At 64.9% G+C, this 19,772-nt stretch carries 14 protein-coding genes; 6 read left to right on the top strand and 8 right to left on the bottom strand.

Annotated elements, in window-relative coordinates; genetic code table 11:
* Position 1: 1 nt before the first annotated feature.
* The 5 genes from E4T66_RS15675 to E4T66_RS15655 all read right to left on the bottom strand — a co-directional run bounded on the left by E4T66_RS15675 (position 2) and on the right by E4T66_RS15655 (position 4,190).
* Positions 2–850, bottom strand: a complete 849-nt coding sequence (locus E4T66_RS15675; RefSeq protein ID WP_136849990.1) for a Fic family protein — start codon at positions 848–850, stop codon at positions 2–4.
* 60 nt (positions 851–910) lie between these two features.
* Positions 911–1,765, bottom strand: coding sequence for an SDR family oxidoreductase (locus E4T66_RS15670; RefSeq protein ID WP_136849989.1), 855 nt, complete (start codon positions 1,763–1,765; stop codon positions 911–913).
* Positions 1,766–1,811: 46 nt separating this feature from the next.
* A complete protein-coding gene (locus E4T66_RS15665) occupies positions 1,812–2,441 on the bottom strand; it encodes a YitT family protein (RefSeq protein WP_136849988.1) in 630 nt (209 codons plus the stop codon).
* Between the two features lie 157 nt (positions 2,442–2,598).
* Complete coding sequence (locus E4T66_RS15660) at positions 2,599–3,504, bottom strand: alpha/beta fold hydrolase (RefSeq protein WP_136849987.1); 906 nt, start codon at positions 3,502–3,504, stop codon at positions 2,599–2,601.
* 158 nt (positions 3,505–3,662) lie between these two features.
* On the bottom strand, positions 3,663–4,190 hold the full coding sequence (locus E4T66_RS15655) for a glutathione peroxidase (protein WP_211242964.1): 528 nt from the start codon (positions 4,188–4,190) through the stop codon (positions 3,663–3,665).
* A 186-nt stretch (positions 4,191–4,376) separates the two neighbouring features.
* Here E4T66_RS15655 and E4T66_RS15650 point away from each other — a divergent pair, with 186 nt between their 5' ends.
* Positions 4,377–8,789, top strand: coding sequence for a DEAD/DEAH box helicase (locus E4T66_RS15650; RefSeq protein WP_136849985.1), 4,413 nt, complete (start codon positions 4,377–4,379; stop codon positions 8,787–8,789).
* 18 nt (positions 8,790–8,807) lie between these two features.
* On the opposite strand, the gene E4T66_RS21615 is transcribed toward E4T66_RS15650, so the two are convergent.
* Together E4T66_RS21615 and E4T66_RS15640 are read right to left on the bottom strand one after the other, a co-directional pair.
* A complete protein-coding gene (locus E4T66_RS21615) occupies positions 8,808–10,709 on the bottom strand; it encodes a hypothetical protein (RefSeq protein ID WP_211242963.1) in 1,902 nt (633 codons plus the stop codon).
* A gap of 261 nt (positions 10,710–10,970) precedes the next feature.
* A complete protein-coding gene (locus tag E4T66_RS15640) occupies positions 10,971–12,041 on the bottom strand; it encodes a mechanosensitive ion channel family protein (protein WP_136849984.1) in 1,071 nt (356 codons plus the stop codon).
* Positions 12,042–12,217: 176 nt separating this feature from the next.
* On the opposite strand from E4T66_RS15640, the gene E4T66_RS15635 reads away from it, so the two are divergent.
* The 3 genes from E4T66_RS15635 to E4T66_RS15625 are packed head-to-tail and all read left to right on the top strand — an operon-like array spanning position 12,218 to position 15,812.
* The gene (locus E4T66_RS15635; protein WP_136849983.1) at positions 12,218–13,183 is read left to right on the top strand and encodes a lysylphosphatidylglycerol synthase domain-containing protein; all 966 of its coding nucleotides are present in this window, start codon (positions 12,218–12,220) and stop codon (positions 13,181–13,183) included.
* A complete protein-coding gene (locus E4T66_RS15630) occupies positions 13,183–14,202 on the top strand; it encodes a glycosyltransferase family 2 protein (RefSeq protein WP_136849982.1) in 1,020 nt (339 codons plus the stop codon). Before E4T66_RS15635 ends, E4T66_RS15630 begins: the two co-directional genes overlap by 1 nt.
* Positions 14,202–15,812, top strand: coding sequence for an ArnT family glycosyltransferase (locus E4T66_RS15625; RefSeq protein WP_211242962.1), 1,611 nt, complete (start codon positions 14,202–14,204; stop codon positions 15,810–15,812). The genes E4T66_RS15630 and E4T66_RS15625 overlap by 1 nt, the downstream gene beginning before the upstream one ends.
* Here the strand turns inward: E4T66_RS15625 and thiC are convergent.
* Positions 15,797–17,686, bottom strand: coding sequence for a phosphomethylpyrimidine synthase ThiC (gene thiC, locus E4T66_RS15620; protein ID WP_136849980.1), 1,890 nt, complete (start codon positions 17,684–17,686; stop codon positions 15,797–15,799). The genes E4T66_RS15625 and thiC overlap by 16 nt on opposite strands.
* Positions 17,687–17,998: 312 nt before the next feature.
* On the opposite strand from thiC, the gene E4T66_RS15615 reads away from it, so the two are divergent.
* Together E4T66_RS15615 and E4T66_RS15610 are read left to right on the top strand one after the other, a co-directional pair.
* Positions 17,999–18,556 carry a phosphatase PAP2 family protein gene (locus E4T66_RS15615; protein ID WP_169577657.1) on the top strand — a complete coding sequence of 186 codons (558 nt, stop codon included), beginning with the start codon at positions 17,999–18,001 and terminating at the stop codon, positions 18,554–18,556.
* 104 nt (positions 18,557–18,660) lie between these two features.
* The gene (locus tag E4T66_RS15610) at positions 18,661–19,764 is read left to right on the top strand and encodes an HD-GYP domain-containing protein (RefSeq protein ID WP_136849978.1); all 1,104 of its coding nucleotides are present in this window, start codon (positions 18,661–18,663) and stop codon (positions 19,762–19,764) included.
* The last annotated feature ends 8 nt before the right edge of the window (positions 19,765–19,772 follow it).

Below are 19,772 nucleotides of genomic sequence, written 5' to 3'. Positions count from 1 at the left end.
GTCACGGTGACGGCGGCGCCGAAGTATCGGACGAAACCCCGGACGCTGTCGCGGCGTCGGCCAGCAACTGCAGAAAAAACAGCAGCCAGCCGGACCAGTCCGCCGCGTTACGCACTGCGCGCAGCCGCGTCGCATAGGTTTCGCCTTGGGCGGCGATGGCCTCGGACACGATCAACTGTGGCGCAGCGATCCACCCGCGATCGATCAGGATCAGATGGATCAGCAGCCGGTTCAGGCGCTCACTGCCCTGCGCGAACGGTTGCAGGCTGTCGAACTGGGCATGCAGCAATGCCAGGCGAATGAAGTCGTGGGTCTGGTCCTCGGCGTGCAGGTAGCGCTCCCAGTCTCCGAGCAGCTCCGGCAACTTGCCGGGCGGTACCGGCACGTAGTCGGCGGTGGCCGGCGCGCTGCCGACCGGGCCGGACCAGGTCTGGTGACGGCGAAACTCGCCGCTGCCGGGCTGCCCCCGCATCAGCTCCGCGTGCAGTTCACACAGCAGCCGCAGTGACAGTGGCAGTCGCTGCATGCGTTCGACACCGTAGTCCGTGGCGTCGACCACGGCGTCAATCTGCGACTGCGAATCCTGCTGCAATGCTCGGTCGCCGGCATCAAGAAGCACCGACGCGGCGGCTTCGCGGCGCAGGTGCCCAGCGGGGTTGACGTCGGGTAAAGCGCTCGCGCTCAGCGCCGACAGCGCGGTTTGCGCGCGCAGCACCGCCGCCTGGATCAAGGCGTCCGTGTTCGCATCGAATTGCAGTGCCGGCGGCAGCGGCGCCGGCACATAGGCGCGGTAACACACCCCGGCCTGAATCCACTGCCCCGCCGCCGTCGCACCCGTTTTCTGCGTCATGCCCAGACACCGCGCCTGTCGTGCAGCCGCTCTCTCAACGTCGACACCACCGTCACCGGATCAGGCCGGACGCTTCAATCCGAGACGGCTGGCGACGATCTTGTCGACCGTACGCACCGGCAACAGTCGTGGCAGTGTCCAGTTCTGCACGTGGCCGGGGACAACCGGATAGCGTGCCTTGGGCCTGGCCGCGGTCAGCGCGGTATGGATCACATCGGCAACCCGCTCCGGCGGAAACCCGCGCCGGCCTTCTTCGACAAAGGACTCCAGGAATTTCTTCATCGCCGGGAAGATCGGCAGGTGCTCGTAGGGCTTGGGATCGATCTCTTCGGCCTTGTCCCAGATCGGGGTCGCCACATGACCGGGCGCGATCAGGATGACGTCGATGCCATAGAACATCAGCTCACGCCGCAGGCTTTCGGACAGACCTTCGAGCGCATGCTTGGAGGCGACGTACGGCCCCAGGAACGGGGCGCCCATCTTGCCGCCGACCGAACTGATGTTGACGATGCGTCCGGGTTCTCCGTGCAGGTTCTTGTCGGTTCCGAGCAGCGGCAGGAACGCCTGGGTCACGATCATCGGACCGGTGATGTTCACTTCCAGCTGCTTGCGGAACTCGGCCATCGGCACGTCGCTGAGCGGCCCACCGACGGCAATGCCGGCGTTGTTGACCAGGCCGGCGAGTCGCTGCCCGCCCAGTGCCATCCGCACGGTCTTCGCCGCGGCACGGGCGCCGGCTTCATCGGTCACGTCGAAGATCAGCGGCGTGAAGCGTTCGCCCAGTGCGGCCTGCAACGGTTCGGCATCCTGTGCTTTGCGCACGCTGCCGAACACATGGAATCCGCGCTGAGCCAGCACCGTGGCAGCGGCACGGCCGATGCCGGTGGAAACGCCTGTAACGACGACGGACTGCATGCTCTTTCCCCGATTCAGTGAGGCGCGCAGGGTACACCGCGGCCGCTCAGACGCCCATGTAGCGGCCCGGCTTGTGATTGATCCACAGCACCGCGCCGACCATGACCGCTCCGAGCACCGAGTACATCAGCTGCAGCGGCTCGACCACGAACAGCGAAGCGATCAGGATCGAAACATCAAACGCAATCTGCACCTTGCCGGCACTGATGCCGTGATGCTTCTGCAGATACACCGCAAGAATGTTGACGCCACCGATGCTGGCGCCATGCCGCACGAATGCCAGGCCGCCCATGCCGATCAGCAGCCCTCCGGCGATCGCCGAATACAGCGGCGCGACCGCACCGAAGGCGACCAGATGCGGCATCACATGAATCAGCGTGCTGAGCAGGGCGACGGCGATCAGCGACTTGATCGCGAACGGCCAGCCCATGCGCTTCAGTGCCAGCCAGAAGAACGGCAGGTTGGCGACGAAGAACATCAGGCCGATGCTCCAACCGGTGAGGTAGTGCAGCAGGAAAGCAATGCCGGCAGTGCCGCCGGTCACCTGGCCGTTGCTGCCGAACAGGGCGATGCCGAGCGACACGAACACCGCGCCCAGCAGAAAGCCCTGGACGTCGTCGAGCCAGGTGTGCGGTGCCGTAGCGACCGCTTTAGACGAAGAGGATGCAGCAGACATGGCGACCCGAGGGCGAAAGGCCGGCAAAAACAACGCACGGCGTCGAAGCAGATTGCAGCAACGTGCGTGCCGCAATCTGAGGGCGCGTAGGGTATCCGCAGGCGGGCGCGCTGCCTTGAGGAATGTCCCCCAAGGCAGACAAAAAATCTCGGCCGAATCAGGCGCGCGCGGCGTTGCGCGCAATCAGCTCCGACCAGCGCGGCATCAACGGCAGCGCAAAGTCGTGACCCATGCCGTCGATCAGTTCGAGGCGCGCCGTGCGGATCAGCTGCGCACTGCGCTGCCCGCAAACCGGTCGCAGCAGCGGATCGGCCAGACCGTGGATCACCTGCGTCGGCGCCGCGATCGACGGCAGCAGGTCTTCAAAACTGCCAGTGGCGAGAATCGCATGCGTCTGTCGCGCCAGGCCCGCGGGACGGAATGCACGGTCATAGGCGCGGCCAGCCAGACGCCGGCGGTATTCGGTCGGCGTCGGGAAGCCCGGAGATCCCACCCGGTTCAGCATTGCGGTCGAACGCTGGATCACGGCTTCACGCGTGGTCGGCCGCGGCCCGATGCCTGCCATGCGCCACAGCACATCGATGCGGGCGGGCGGCAGCTTGGGATTATTGGTCGTGGACATGATCGAGGTCAGACTCTTGACCCGGTCAGGATAGCGGCTGGCCATGATCTGCCCGATCATGCCGCCCATCGACGCGCCCACCACGTGCGTACGGCGGATCTCCAGCGCATCCAGCAGACCGATGGCGTCCGATGCCATGTCATGCAGCGTGTAGTTGGCCTGCATCTTCCAGCCCATCCGCGTACGCAGCCAGTCGCGCGACAGGCGGATCGGCACGCCACGGTCGGCATTGTCGGACAAGCCGGTATCGCGATTGTCGAAGCGCAGCAGGCGGAAGCCATGGTCGATCAGGCGCTCGCACAGGGCGTCCGGCCAGTGAATCAGCTGTCCGCCCAGTCCCATCACCAGCAACATCGGGTCCCCGTGTTGTGGTCCGGCCTGTTCGTAAGCGAGTTGCAGCCCATTGACGCAGGCGCTGCCGGCGGACCAACACAGTTTCATTACAGTTCTTTTGCGCTCGTGTGAATTTTTGATGACGGAGCACAAAAACTAGCAGCTCACCTCTGCGAAGGCACGAATATTTTTGTGACAGTCGACGAACGGCACAGCGTGCTGCTTCAGCGTCGGCGACACCCTGAAAACCGCACGTATGTGACAGCTCAGCGCGACAATGCGCGCTCGATCTCGGCGATCAGCTTCGGATCGTCCGGCTTGACCCTGGTGTCATAGGCGGTGACACCGGACGTAGTCACCAGATACTTGTGGAAGTTCCAGCGCGGCGCGGCACCGGTAGCCTCACGCAGCCGCACAAACAGCGTATCCGTATGCTCGCCGACGACATCGATCTTCGCGTACATCGGAAAACTGACACCGTAGTTGCGGTAGCACACACGAGCCGTCTGCTCCGCATCGTCGTACTCCTGTCCACCGAAGTTGTCGGACGGAAATCCGAGCACCTGCAAACCCCGATCCCTGTACCGCCGGTACAGCGCTTCCAAGCCCTCGAACTGGGGCGTGTATCCGCACATCGACGCGGTGTTGACCACCAGCACTGCCGGATGGCCGTCGAAAGCATCACAGGCGCTGCCGCCGTTCTCCGCCTTACCGACCAGAGGTGTCGGCGCCGGCAGGCCGGCGCAGATCGGCGATTCAGCCGCCGCCATTCCGGAGAACAGCAGCAAAGTCATCGCGACGACACCTTGGGATCGAGTCCGGCACAGGGAAAGAATAAGCTTCATCTTGATCGAGTTCCGACGTTAATTCAGGCGCAAGCACAACCGTGGGCTCAGAAGCAGAACCATACGGCGATCGGCCCCGTTTGGGTGCAGGTGCCACCGCGCCCATACCTATTCCAATGGCGCTAAGCTAAGCCGATGCAGCGCAAATTGCCCCTGCGTGTCGCCCCTCTGGTTCCCGAGACTGCGCCGGACAACTCGTTTTCGTCCCAGCCCTTTCCGGCCGGGTTTCACCCGGCGGTTGCTGACTGGTTCAGCACCAGCTTTGGCTCGCCTACCGAAGTCCAGCGCCAGGCCTGGGCCGTCACGGCGCAGCGTCGCAATGCGCTGATTACCGCGCCTACCGGATCGGGCAAGACCCTGGCGGCATTCCTCGCGGCGATCAACGAGCTGGTCGTCGAAGGCACCGAGATCGGTCTCAGCGATGAAGTGCACGTGCTGTATGTGTCGCCGCTGAAGGCGCTGTCGAACGATATCCAGAAAAATCTGCAGGCACCGCTTCAGGGCATTCGCGAGCGTATCCAGGCCATGGGCCTGGGCGATCTGACGATTCGCGATGCGGTGCGCACCGGCGACACCAGTGCAGCCGAACGCACCCAGATGCGTCGCTCGCCGCCGCACATCCTCGTCACCACACCGGAGTCGCTGTTCATCCTGCTGACCTCCGACGCCGGGCGCGAGATGCTGCGCTCGACCCGCAGCGTCATCGTCGACGAATTGCACGCCGTCGCCGGCAGCAAGCGCGGCGCGCATCTGGCGCTGAGCCTGGAACGCCTGGAATCGATCTGCGACCAGCCTCCGGTACGCATCGGCCTGTCAGCGACACAAAAGCCGATCGAAACGATGGCGCAGCTGCTCGTCGGCAGCGCCGACCGTGCCTGCGAGATCGTCGATACCGGCCACAGCCGCGAGCGCGACATTCGTCTGGAACTGCCCGGCTCGCCGCTGACCGCGGTGATGGCAACCGAAGTCTGGGCCGAGGTCTACGACCGCATCGCGGCACTGGTCGAGGAACACCGCACCACCCTGGTCTTCGTCAACCAGCGCCGCATGGCCGAGCGGGTTGCCCGGCATCTGGCCGACCGCATCGGCGAGGAACACGTCACTTCGCATCACGGCAGTCTGGCCAAGGAACACCGGCTCAAGGCCGAACAACGCCTGAAGTCGGGACAGCTCAAGGCCCTGGTGGCAACGGCCTCGCTGGAACTGGGCATCGACATCGGCGACGTCGATCTGGTGATCCAGCTGGGCTCACCGCGCTCGATCAACGCCTTCCTGCAGCGGGTCGGTCGCGCCGGTCACGCCGTGCGCGCGACGCCCAAGGGACGGCTGTTTCCGCTGTCGCTGGACGATCTCGCCGAAAGTGCCGCCCTGATCGACTGCGTCAATCGCGGCGAACTCGACCGCATCGCGATCTTCGATCAGCCGCGTGACGTGCTGTCGCAGCAGATCGTCGCCGAAGCCGCGTGCCGTGAATGGGCGCTGGAAGATCTGCATGCCTGCTTCACCCGCGCGCTGCCGTACCGCGCACTGACACTGGAGCAGCTCGAGGAAATCGTGCGGATGCTTGCCGACGGCTACTCGACCAAGCGCGGGCGCCGCGGGGCGCTGCTGCATTACGACGCCGTCAACCGCATCGTACGCGGACGCCGCGGCGCCAAGCTGACGACCGTCACCAACGCCGGCACCATCCCCGACCAGTTCGACTCCGACGTGATCCTGTCGCCGGAAGACCTGCGCATCGGCACCCTGAACGAGGACTTCGCATTCGAGAGCCTGCCCGGCGATATCGTGCAGCTGGGCAACACCTCATACCGGATCTTGAAAATCGAAACCGGCAAGGTGATCGTCGAGGACGCCAAGGGTCAGCCGCCGAACATGCCGTTCTGGTTCGGCGAAGCCCCCGGCCGCTCTGATGAGCTGTCGATCGCCGTATCGCGCCTGCGCGAGCGCGCCGATGCGGTACTGGTCGATGGCGCCGAGGCGCTGCAACGCTGGCTGATCCGGGAGTACCAGCTCGATGCCACGGCGGCACAACAGCTCGCGAACTATCTGGCCGCAGCCAAAGTTGCGCTGGGCTTGCTGCCAACGCGTGAACGCATCGTGTTCGAACGCTTCTTCGACGAAGTCGGCGACACGCATCTGGTGATCCACGCGCCGCTGGGTTCACGCGTCAATCGCGCCTGGGGCCTGTCACTGCGCAAACGCTTCTGCCGCCAGTTCAACTTTGAACTGCAAGCCGCGGCACTGGACGATTCGCTGGTTCTGTCGCTCGGCCCCACGCACAGCTTCCCGCTGGAGGACGTCGGCCACTTCCTGCATTCCAATACGGCGCGCGATGTGCTGATCCAGGCGGTGCTGCAGGCGCCGATGTTTCCGACGCGCTGGCGCTGGGTCGCTTCGGTCGCGCTCGCGGTCGCACGCAACCGCAACGGCAAGCGTGTGCCACCGCAGTTCCAGCGCTCCGACGCCGAAGACCTGCTGACCCACGCCTTCCCCGATGCGGTCGCGTGCCAGGACAATCTGCCGGGGCATCGCGAGGTCCCGGACCACCCGCTGGTGACACAGGCACTGGACGATTGCCTGCACGAGGTCATGGACGTCGATGGTTTTCTGGCGCTGCTCCGGCGCATCGAGTCCGGCGAAACGCAGATCATCTGCCGCGACCTGACCGCACCGTCGCCGCTGTCCGAGTCGATCATCCACGCACGGCCGTACGCGTTTCTCGACGACGGCGCGGCCGAGGAACGTCGCACCCTCGCGGTGAAGACCCGCGGCGTCTACGAACCCGAGACTGCGCAGGATCTGGGTCGACTGGATCCGGCCGCGATCGAACGAGTGCGCGAGGAACTGCGCCCCGACGCCGGCAATGCCGACGAGCTGCATGACGCGCTGATCGTGAACGGATTTCTGACCGATCTCGAGATGCAGCCGTGGGCGGCGCTATGCGAAGGGCTGGTGTCCGCACGGCGGGTGGCGCATGTGCTGCCGCAGGCTGCGAACGGAACAGAGGGGTCCAGCGCGGGCCTGTGGATCGCCGCCGAACGTCTGCACGAGCTGCGCTCGCTGCTGCCGGATGCGGTCGTCGCAGGCGATGCACCCACGCTCGGTGCGGCAATGAACCCGAACGAGGCGCTGCGCGAGCTGATCCGCAGCCGCATGGAACTGCTGGGCCCGACCACTGCAGACGAACTGGCCGCACCGCTGCGGCTGGCACCTGAAACCGTAACGATCGCCCTGTTGGCACTGGAGCAACAGGGCGCGGTGATGCGTGGCGACTTCACTGGCAGCGGCGACGCACAGTGGTGCGAACGCCGGCGGCTGGCGCGCATCCATCGCTACACGCGCGAGCGCAAGCGCGCCGAGATCGAACCGGTATCACCCGCAGCACTGATGCGCTTCCTGCTCGACTGGCACGGCATCACCGCGGGTGAACAGCGCGAAGGCCCGGTCGCACTCGAAGCGGTGCTGGCCCAGCTCGAAGGCTTCCCGGTCGCGGCGGCCGCGTGGGAAAGCGAAGTATTGCCTGCACGACTGCGTCATTACGATCCGGCGTGGCTGGACCAACTGTGCGCGACCGGACGCATCTTCTGGCAACGTCTGCCGAATACTGCAGACAACAGCCGCAAGGCATCGCCGATCCGCGCAACACCGATCGTGCTGCTGTCACGCGATCATGCCGCCTACTGGCAGACCGGCGCCGACGGCGAACCGGAATTGTCCGGCACCGCCATTGCCGTGCTCGACGTGCTGCGCGAACACGGGGCCTCGTTCTTTGTCGACCTGGTCGAGGACAGCGGCGCACTGCGCACCCAGGTTGAAGCGGCGCTTGGCGAACTGGTCAGTCATGGACTGGTCACTGCGGACGGCTTTGCCGGATTGCGCGCCCTGACGGCACCGGCCGAGGTCAAGGCGCGCGCACTGCGCCGCGGCGGCGTGCGCGCGGCATTCCAGAGTCTGGACAGCGCCGGCCGCTGGTCGCGCGTACGCCTGCGCCGACGCACCGAAGACATCGAAAACGCCGAGCAGATCGAGTTCGTCGCGCGCTGCCTGCTGCGTCGCTACGGCGTGGTGTTCCGCAAGCTGATTGAGCGCGAGCCGCGGCTACCGCCGTGGCGGGAACTGCACTACGTACTGCGCAGACTCGAAGCGCGTGGCGAGATCCGTGGCGGACGTTTCGTCACGGGCTTTGCCGGCGAACAGTTCGCACTGTCCGAAGCAATGAACTCACTGCGTGCGCAACGCGAGGACCGCGATGCGGCGCTGGTGGTGATCGCCGCATGCGATCCGCTGAACCTGACCGGGGTGATTCTGCCCGGCGAACGCGTACCGGCGCTGCCCGGACATCGGGTGTTGCTGCGGGGCGGGATTCCGGTCGCCAGCCTGATCGGCGGCGAGGTCACGTTTCTGGCCGAAGCCGACAGCGGCACACAGTGGGCGTGGCGCAACCGCCTGCTCCGCGGCAGCGCCACTGGCAACAGCACCGACGCGGCCGCGGCACCCATGGGGGCGCAACGCACCCCCAGTCGACGCACGCGGCCGCCACTCTAGGGCAGCCTCAGCCCCGGCTCAGCTGCGCCGGCGTCGGCGCTGCAGCAGACCGGCTCCCACGAACAGGATCATCGGCAACCAGGCCATCGAACCACCCTGGGTGCTGCCCTCTGCCGTTGCAGGAATTGGCGTCGGCGTCGGACTGCTGGTGGGTGTCGGCGTCGGAGTCCCACTCGGCACTGGCGTGGGTGTCGGCGTCGGCGAACCACTGGGCGTAGGCGTCGGGGACACGCCGGGCGTCGGCGTCGGCGTCGGCGTCGGGCTTACACCAGGCGTCGGCGTCGGCGTTGGCGTCGAACCTGGAGTTGGGGTTGGGGTTGGTGTCGGCGTGGGCGTCGGGCTCACACCCTCGCAGGCATCGCCGGTCCCGTCGACATCCGCATCCTGTTGATCGGCGTTGGCCATCGCGGGGCAGTTGTCCAGGCCGTCGACCACGCCATCGCTGTCGGTATCGACGGGCTGACCGCCGGGATCATTCGACGCAGGGCTCCCGGAGGAATTCTCGCAGTAGATGAATGGATCAACTGCGGGCGTCGTCCCGGTTTCATCGCCTCCGAGCACGTCCGGCAGGAACGGCGCCACATCGTTCCAATAGAGCTGCCGCTCCTGAATGATCTGCGTCTGAAAATCGCAATAGCCGATGTCCTTCTCATTCAGGGTCGTGCCGAGATTGAGATGACCGAGCGCTTTCTGCACCACGTTCTTGGCCGGATCGCCAGTGACATCGCCCCAGCCGATCTGCAGCCACGGCGCCAGCGGATTGATCGGCAAGCCGCCGAGATCGAACACGCCTTCGATCGGGTCGTACTCTTCAATGCCCGGAATCCACGCCGCCTGTTCCAGCGCCCGGCGCAGGAACCAGTTGCTGACCGTGAAGCCCTTGCCGGTCGCCATTACCGGCAGCTCATCAACGACGGTGATACCCCCCACGTGTCCCAGCAGCTGACGCGCTTCCAGCAGCACCCGCGAGGCGACACCGGCGGCGCGCGGAGTCGAGAAGCTGGTCCCGGCGACGTACTGGTCCAGCCCACTTTCGCAGTCCATGCAGTACGGCAGGGTCTGGGTGAAATCCGAAACGAAGTCCGGGAACACACCGGAGATCAGCGTGTCGCCTTCCGACGAACCTTCCTCGAGGCCACCCACACCGATGCTCCACCACGGGCCGGCGCCCGCACGCAGCGGCGTCAGTCCTGGCGCGTTGCCGCCCGAGCTGAAATGCAGCTTGCCCATGTCGACCACACCCAGGTAGGTGTCATGGAACGCGCGCGTCTCCGGCAACGGGAATCCGGTATATGGAATCGACACACCGTAGCTGGTGGTGACGATATCGACATCCGGATTCAGGAACGCCAGATCGTGCGCGGCGTCATTGCCCAGATCGCCTTCCGTTTCGATGAACAGCAGCACCGCCTCCGGGTTGCCGGCGAGCGCCGCTGCACTGGTGCCGACACCGTGCTCACTCTTGGCGGTGGTCGGAACCAGCGGCGCCAGACCTTCACCGGCGTACGAGGTCGCGATGATGTTGGTGCCCTTGAAGTAGTACAGCTCATGCGGCTGCACGCTGTCCCAGAACGCCCGGTCCGCCGCGATGTCGGCGGCAATGTCGCCGGTCCGCGTCAGCGTGACGACGTTCCCGGGCTTGACGCCCAGCGCATCGAGCACCTCCTGCGTCACCGATGACGGCGCACTGTCGGGGTAGATCTCGCTGCCGGCGTAGTAAAACGCGTGATAGGGATTAATCCCGGAATCGATGTCGGCCACGATCACACGTGGCCGGTTCGGCGCGGAAGGCACCGCCCCGCCGGTGCTTGCGGCATGCGCCGGCACGGTGAATCCGATCAGGCTCAAAGCCAAGGCCATCGGCTGAGCGCATGCACGCGCCCAGCCAGAGGCCGCGCGACGCTGCGGCAATGCAAACATGGTCAACCCTCTCTCAACCCTATGAACGTCTATGTCATGCCCCGATCGTGTCGGGGTGCCGGGCAATGAATCACTGCCCGATCGTTTTATTCAGAGTCCAATGTAGAGAGAGTCCACGCGATGAACAATGGGAAATTCCACTCAGAGATGGGTCGCGGAATGCCCCGCGGCAGCGCATCCGCGCTCCGTCACGGGGCGTTGCACCCAACCCGAGTGCAGCTGTGGGGAAAGCCCTGAAGTTCTGCCTCGGCAGTCGCGCGATCAGACCGCCTGCGTCTGCACCGTCACCGGACCTTCGACGAACAGGGTTCGACTCGGATAGGCGAAATCGACACCGGCGTCCTTGAACGCGCGCACCATGCCCAGGTTGATCGCCTGCTGCGTATCCATGTACTTGGTGTAGTCCGGATCGCGCATCCAGTAGACCACTTCGAAGTCCAGCGACGAATCACCGAACGACGCGAAGTGCGCACGATCGAAACGCGCCAGCGGCTGCGCCTCGATGATGGCTTTGACCGTCTGCGGAATCTTTTCCAACTGCTCTGCGGTGGTCTGATACAACACACCGAACTTGAACACGATGCGGCGCTCATACATGCGCTTGTAGTTGCGCAGACGTGCCTTCAGCAGGTCGCTGTTTGAGAACACGATCTGCTCGCCGCCAAGGCTGCGAATACGCGTGGTCTTCAGACCGACGTGCTCGACCGAGCCCATGTATTCGTCGACGATGATGAAGTCGCCGATCACAAACGGCTTGTCGATGACGATCGACAACGAAGCAAACAGATCGCCGAGTATGTTCTGTACCGCCAGAGCAACCGCGATGCCGCCGACACCCAGGCCTGCGACCAGCGCAGTCACGTCGATCCCGAGATTGTCGAGCATCACCAGCAACAGGACCGACCACAACAGCAGGCGCCCGATAAAATTCAGCGCGCCGAGACTGGTCGCGGCACCGGCATCGACCTCCATCGCCCGCTGGCGATAACGCCCCAGCCAGAATTCCAGTGCGCAGTTGGCCCACAGCCCGGCCTGCATGAACGCGCCCAGGGTCGCCAGCACTTTCAGCGTCGCCGCCACCTTGTCCGGCAGATCCAGATACTGCGTGCCCAGGTACAGCGTGACCAGAAAGATCAGCCACTGCTTGGTGCGCTGCGCGACGGCGACGATCGAATCGTCGACCGCAGTGGCAGTGCGATCGGCCAGCCGCTTGAAGCGCCCGACCAAGACCGACTTGACCAGCGCGACGACGAGATTGATCAGCAGCGCCAGACCGATCGCGGTGAGCCAGTGACTCAGCGGATTCTGTAGAACGACAACATCCAGATTCATGCGGGGGAACCTCGGCATGCGAAACGGGTTGGCAGTGACGCGCAGACAGCGGTCCTGCAGCGAGGCGTGCCTTTTTACCCGCGACGGCTGTCAAACTCAAACCGCCCCGCCATGCCGCAACCGCAATTTCCGCTGACTGACACCGAATCGACAAGGACGAGGACTAGAATCGACCGATGCCTGTCCCGCCACAGCCTGCTGTTGATTCCCGCCGCAGCCGCGATGCCGGCATGCCGACCGTGCGCAGGTGGCGGGGCCTGTGGATGGCGCTGCTCGCGCTGGTCTATCTCGCGGGCGTGCAGTGGCTGGTGGGGTGGCATCGCCTGCTCGGCGACGCCATCAACACCGGCGGCATGCCGCTGGTCTGCGTCGCCATCGGTGTCCTTGGCAGTTACAGCCTGCGCGCGCTGCGCATCCGCGCAGCGCTGCGCCCACAAACCAGCCCTCGACTGTTCGATGTCGCACGACTGTTTGCCGTGCACAACGCCGCCAACTGGCTGCTGCCGGCGCGAACCGGCGAGATCAGCCTGCCGTTGCTGCTGCGGCAATACTTCGATGTGCCGATGGCGCATGGCAGCGGTGTGCTGTTGTGGCTGAGACTGCAGGATCTGCATGTGCTGTCAGCAATTGGCGGCGGTGCGCTGATCGCGCGCGGCACGCCCGAGTGGCGCTGGGCCGGGGTGCTTCTGCTGGCCGGCAGCATCACCGTGCCGTTGCTGGCCTACGCCTTGGCGCCGCGATTCGCTGAACGCTGGCCGCTGCTGCGCAAGGCGCTGGCGGTGATACCGGACACCGCCAGCGCCGCAAGCGCGGATCTGGCGCTGGCGTGGCTGGCCTGGAGCGTCAAACTGACCTGCATCGGCATGGCGCTGTCACTGCTGCTGTCATTGCCGTTGGCCGCCGGGGTGCTGGGCGCTCTCGGCGGCGATGTCGCCGCAGTACTGCCGCTGCACGCGCCGCTGGGTGCCGGCACCTACGAAGCCGGCGTACTGGCGGGTTTGTCGCCCTGGCGCATCAGCGTCGCCACGACCCTTGCCGCAGCGGTACAGCTGCACGCATTGTTGTTGCTGTCTGCTCTGGCCGCCGGCGCGCTCGGACTGACGCTGCGCAAACCGATCCCATCCACTGAAGCCTTGAACTGATGCCGCAACCGAGCCTGTCACTGGTGGTGCCGATGTACAACGAAGCCGGCAATGTATTGCCGCTGGTCGATGCCATCCATGCGGCGATGGCGCGTTACGAAGGCTGCTGGGAACTGATCCTGGTTGACGACGGCAGTCGCGACGCCACGCCCGGCGAAATGACCGAGGCACGCAAACGCTACGGCGCACATGTGCGCCCAGTGCATTTCCGCCGTAATCGCGGTCAGACCGCAGCAATGCAGGCCGGCTTCGATGCAGCGCGCGGTGAAATCATCGCCTCGCTGGACGGCGACCTGCAGAACGACCCTGCCGACATTCCGCGCATGGTTGACGTTCTGCGGGAACGCGATCTGGACCTGCTGTGCGGTCGTCGCGCCAACCGCCAGGACGCGCTGCTGCAGCGCAAGCTGCCGTCACGCATTGCGAACCGCCTGATCGCACGCGTCACCGGCGTGAAGATTTCTGATTACGGTTGCTCGCTGAAGCTGTACCGCGCCGGGATCATCAAGCAGGTTCGCCTGTTCGGCGAAATGCACCGGCTGATTCCGGTGTGGGCCGCGATGGTGACGTCACCATCGCGCATCGGCGAGATTGATGTCGCGCACCACGCGCGCGCGCATGGTGAATCGAAGTACGGTCTTTCGCGCACGTTTCGAGTGCTGCTCGATCTGCTCACCGCGTTCTTCTTCCTGCGTTACCAGATGCGGCCCGGCCATTTCTTCGGCGGCCTCGGCCTGCTGTTCGGCAGTGTCGGCGGCGGCATGATGACTTACCTGCTGTGGTGCAAGCTCGCGCTCGGCCAGGACATCGGTACGCGACCGATGCTGTTCACCGCCATCCTGCTGCTGATGTTCGCAACCCAGTTCGTCACCACCGGCATCCTTGCTGAAATGCTGACACGCGTGAGTCACCAGCGCGACCGTCCGCTGGGGCAGGCACCGGCGCCGGATGACACCGACGCCTGGCATCCCGCTGCAGTAACGCTGCACGCCACACCTGCATCCGAACCGGCACGATGATGTCCGGGCGTCATCCGCAGGCATTGCTGGCGCTGCTGATCGCGGCCGGCTTCTGGCTCGGCAGCTGGCAGCTTCCGCTGTTCGACCTGGATGAAGGCGCGTTCAGCCAGGCCACGCTCGAGATGCTGTCCAGCGGAAACTGGTTGACCACCACCCTCGACGGCGAGCCGCGCTACGACAAGCCGATGCTGAGCTACTGGCTGCAAGGGCTGTCGGTGTCCGCCTTCGGCGCGCATGAGTTCGCCTTCAGACTGCCGTCGATGCTCGCCGCCACGCTGTGGCTGCTGCTGCTGTTCGGATTCGTGCGTGCACGCAGCAGTTCACCACTGGCGCCGTGGCTCGCCGCGGGCGCGCTGGCACTGTCACCGATGTCGAGCATCATCGGCCACGCCGCGACTGCGGACGCAATCCTGAACCTGCTGCTCGCTGCGGCCGCCTTCGATATCTGGCGTTACTTCGAATCCGGCTCGCGCGCCGCAGTCTGGCGCACCTATCTGTGGATGGGCCTCGGCGTGCTGTGCAAGGGACCCGTGGCGATCGTGATTCCGCTGGCGGCGAGCCTTGCCTTTGCGGTATCGACGCGGCGCTGGCGTGACTGGCTGGGCGCCGTGTTCGATCTGCGCGGCTGGATCGTATTGCTGGCGGTGGTGCTGCCCTGGGGCATCAGCTGCTGGATGGCCGACGACGGCGATTTCATCCGTCACTTCCTGCTCGATCACAACCTGCAGCGCTACGACAGCACCCTGCAGGGCCATGGCGGCAAGTTCTACTACTACATCGTGGCACTGCCGCTGATCGTGCTGCCGTTTGCGTCACTGCTGCCCGGCGCGATCAAGCGCGGCGTGCTGGGCGACGCGCTTGATCGCTATTGCCTGCTGTGGTTCGGCGTGGTGTTCGCGATCTTCTCGATGTCGAAGACGCAACTGCCGCATTACCTGTTGTACGGCATGACACCTTTGTTCGTGCTTTTCGGCCGCATGGCGGCACGCGTGCCGCCCAAACCCGTGTTACTCGCACCGGCGATTGCCCTGCTGTTGCTGTTCTCGTCATTGCCCTGGCTATTGCCGATGGTGCCGGTGAATCCGAAGCGCGCCTGGGAAGCCGGCGTCGTCAGCGAGGCACTGGCTGCGTTCGACTGGCGCTACACGCTGATCTGTCTCGGCACACTGGCACTGTGCCTGTGGTCACTGCGCCGGTCACCCGTTGTCGCCGTGCTGGGCTGCGCGCTGGCATTGAATCTGACGCTGTGGCTCGGGCTTGCGCCGGTGCTGGCGCAAGCCCAGCAGGCACCGACGCGTGAGGCTGCGCGTGTCGCACGTGACCTGGGTCTGCCGGCGGTCGCGTACGCCACCTATCTGCCGACGTTCAGCGTCTACCGCGGCGCGCCCACACCGCATCGCTTGCCCGGGCCCGGCGAACTGGTCTTCGTGCGCGCCGACAAGCTGCCGTCACTGCAGCGCGCGCTGGCCGACAGCTCCGCGAACGCTGAACTCAGGCCAGTCTTTCGCCGCGGCGGCGTCGCCTTGCTGCAACGCCTGCCGCTTGAACCGGAGCCGACCACGACTCCGGCGCCAACGACTGCTCCTGAACCCGCTCAGATCTTGCGATAGACGTCGGCGCCGGCATCGCGGAACTGCGCTGACTTCTCGGCCATGCCGCGCTCCAGCGCAGCCTGTTCGTCCGCCCCGACCTTGGCCGCATAGTCGCGCACGTCCTGCGTGATCTTCATGCTGCAGAAGTGCGGTCCGCACATGCTGCAGAAATGTGCGAGCTTTGCGCCTTCCTGCGGCAAGGTCTGGTCGTGGAATTCACGCGCCTTCTCCGGATCGAGGCCGAGGTTGAACTGATCCTCCCAGCGGAATTCGAAGCGCGCCTTGGACAGCGCGTTGTCACGCACCTGTGCCCCCGGATGACCCTTGGCAAGATCAGCCGCATGTGCGGCAATCTTGTAGGTGACAATGCCTTCACGCACGTCGTTCTTGTCCGGCAGACCGAGATGTTCCTTCGGCGTGACGTAGCACAGCATCGCGCAGCCGTACCAGCCGATGTTGGCCGCACCGATACCGCTGGTGATGTGGTCATAGCCCGGCGCGATGTCGGTGGTCAGCGGCCCGAGCGTGTAGAACGGCGCCTCGAAGCAGTGCTTCAGTTGCTCGTCCATGTTTTCCTTGATCATCTGCATCGGCACATGGCCGGGGCCTTCGATCATCACCTGCACATCGTGCTTCCAGGCAATCTGGGTCAGCTCGCCGAGCGTGTGCAACTCACCGAACTGCGCATCGTCATTGGCGTCGGCAATGCAGCCCGGACGCAGGCCATCGCCGAGCGAGAAGCTGACGTCGTAGGCCTTCATGATTTCGCAGATCTCTTCGAAATGCGTGTAGAGGAAATTCTCCTTGTGATGCGCAAGACACCACTTGGCCATGATCGAACCGCCGCGCGAGACGATGCCGGTGACGCGTTCCGCCGTCCAGGGGATGTAGCGCAACAGCACGCCCGCGTGGATCGTGAAATAGTCGACGCCCTGCTCGGCCTGTTCGATCAAGGTGTCGCGGAACAGTTCCCAGGTCAGGTCTTCGGCCTTGCCGTTGACCTTTTCCAGCGCCTGGTAGATCGGCACGGTGCCGATCGGCACCGGTGAATTGCGCAGTATCCATTCACGCGTTTCGTGGATGTTCTTGCCGGTGGACAGATCCATCACGGTGTCGCCACCCCAGCGGATCGACCACACCATCTTCTCGACTTCCTCGGCGATCGAGCTGGTGACCGCGCTGTTGCCGATGTTGGCGTTGATCTTCACGCGGAAGTTGCGGCCGATGATCATCGGCTCCAGCTCCGGGTGATTGATGTTGGCCGGAATGATGGCGCGACCCTCGGCGATCTCCTGACGTACGAACTCGGGCGTGATCTGGTCCGGCAGACGCGCACCGAATGCCTGCCCGCGATGCATGCGGCGCAGATATCCGGCAGCGGTGTAGCTGTCGCGCAGCTCCTGCAGGCGCGCGTTCTCGCGAATCGCGACGAACTCCATTTCCGGCGTGATGATGCCGCGCCGCGCATAGGCCATCTGACTGACGTTGGCACCCGCCCGGGCGCGAAGCGGCGTACGGATGTGTTCGAAGCGCAGCGCGTTCGCATGCTCGTCGGCAGCGCGGATGCGCCCGAAGATCGAACTCGGCCCCTTGAGCTGCTCGGTATCACCGCGCGCCGCGATCCATGGCGACCGCAGCGGCGCCAGGCCCTCACGCAGATTGATCATCACATCCGGATCGGAATACGGCCCGGAGGTGTCGTACACCGTGACCGGAGGATTCGGTTCCAGACCGCGCTCGGTACGGGTGGCGGTCAGACTGATTTCACGCATCGGCACACGCATGCCGCCGGGCCCATCGACGTGAATCTTGCGACTGTTCGGAAACGGCTGGCGCACATCGGCCGACAGCTCCTCGGCCTGGTGAAAGATGTCCTGCGGTACGGCGCTCATAAAATTGATCTCGTGAGCCTGCGAGGTCGGACACGCGCGGGACACGCCGTGCCGGCGCTCCCCCGAGCCTTCCCTCACCGGCGTGCATTGACGAACCGGCCAGGTTCCAAGGGTTTGATCTCAGCCCGCGGCACAAACTCACGGGCACCCCCGGCTGGGTACCGCGCCACGATAGGACAGCCCCCGCTGCTCGGCAAGTCCTGACGGACGGGCCTCGACATCACATTGACGTGAGCGGCGTAGGCTGATGCGCGAGTGTTTCCTACCTATACTGAGCTTGCCTCTGTCCGCCCGCATCCCGGAGTCCTGACCGTGCTGTCGTTCCGAACCGCGCTGCTCACTGTGCTGACGCTGCTGATCCCCGCCACCGGCGCACGCGCCTGGGTCTCGGATCCGGACCTGTTTGCCGGCGACGTGTTTCAGTTCGCCCCAGCACTGGCTGCCGCCGGCCTGACCTGGGAGCGTCACGACCCCGAAGGCGCAAAGCAGCTCGGCTATACGCTCGGCTCGACGTTCCTGCTGACCCATGCCATCAAGCGAGCAGCCAACAACACGGCCTGGGGCGAGCGACCCAACGGCAGCGATTACTCGTTTCCCTCCGGACACACTTCGATGGCCTGCTCCGGCGCCGCCTTCCTGGAGGAGCGCTACGGCTGGCGGTACGGCGTGCCGGCCTATCTTCTGTCGGCCTATATCGGCTACACCCGCGTCGACGAGGACATGCATCACTGGCGCGACGTCATTGCTGGCTGCGGTCTGGCCTGGGGCATGGGCAAGCTGTTCACCACGCGCTGGCAGGACCAGCGATTGAGCGTGACGCCGGTGGCTGACACCCATTTTCTGGGCGTGAACCTGTCGTATCGCTGGTAGCGCCGCGCCGGTGGGCGAGCAATTGCCGACGCCCGTCCGACCTCGCCGGCACAGCGTTTGGGGCACCCGTAGGCTGCAAGTCTTGCGAACCCGCCGGAATCCAGATGAGTAGCGTCGAAGCCCTGAATCAGCGCCTGCAGCGCCTCCACCAGGAGATTCAGGCCTGTTTCCCCGCCATCACACGGGTGTCTGTTGCGCTGTTCGACCCCGCGACCACCGAGCTGCGGACGTTTCTGTACAGCCCGGCCAATCAATCGCCGTTGAGCCACTACCGGATCAAACTGCCAGAAGCCGGCTGGCTGTTCAGTCTCAGCCGCAACCGCAAGTCCCGCATACTCAACGATCTCGGCACAACGGATCTGGGAGAGCAGGAACACTCCCGTCGCATCGCGAGCGGGCACTATCAGGCCAGCTATACGGTGCCGATCTACGATGAAGACCACTTCCTCGGCTTCGTCTTTTTCAACGCCGACCATAGTGACAGCTTCAAGCCACGCGTCGTCGCGCAACTCGACCTGTTCGTGCACATCATTTCGCTGATGGTCGAGCGCAGCCTGCAAGCGGTCACGACACTGACCGGCGGCATGCACCTGCTGCGACAGATCTCGCACTTCCGCAATGACGAAACCGGAAGTCACCTCAGCCGTATGGCGTATTACTCCGAACTGATCGCGCGCGAACTGGCAGCCAGGGTTGGTCACGACGACGACTGGGTCGAGCACGTACGGCTGTTCGCGCCGATGCACGACATCGGCAAGATCACCACACCCGATGCAATCCTGCTCAAACCCGGCAAGCTCACCGAGGCCGAATTCGACGTCATGCGGCAACACCCGGTACGCGGCGAAACCATCCTGCGGACGCTGCTGCAAGACCTGAATCTGGTCGGGATGCCCTATGTCGAGGGACTTCTGCATATCGCGCGCCATCACCACGAACGCTGGGACGGCACGGGCTACCCGGACAGACTCAGCGGCTCCGCCATTCCGGTCGAGGCCCGGATCGTCGCTGTCGCTGACGTATTCGACGCGCTGACCACCAAACGCTGCTACAAGGATGCCTGGCCGCTGGAGCGCGCCCGCGCGTTGCTTGAAGAGGGCTCAGGCAGGCATTTCGATCCGGAATGCGTGGAAGCGTTCGTCAGTCACATGGATCAGGTGGTCCAGATCCGTGAACGCTTTCCGGTCACCTCGACCTCTGCAACCTGAGCCCCCCA

The organism is Sinimarinibacterium arenosum, assembly GCF_005047655.1.
Taxonomy (GTDB): Bacteria; Pseudomonadota; Gammaproteobacteria; order Nevskiales; family Nevskiaceae; genus Solimonas.
This window is presented reverse-complemented; position numbering and strand designations above follow the sequence as displayed.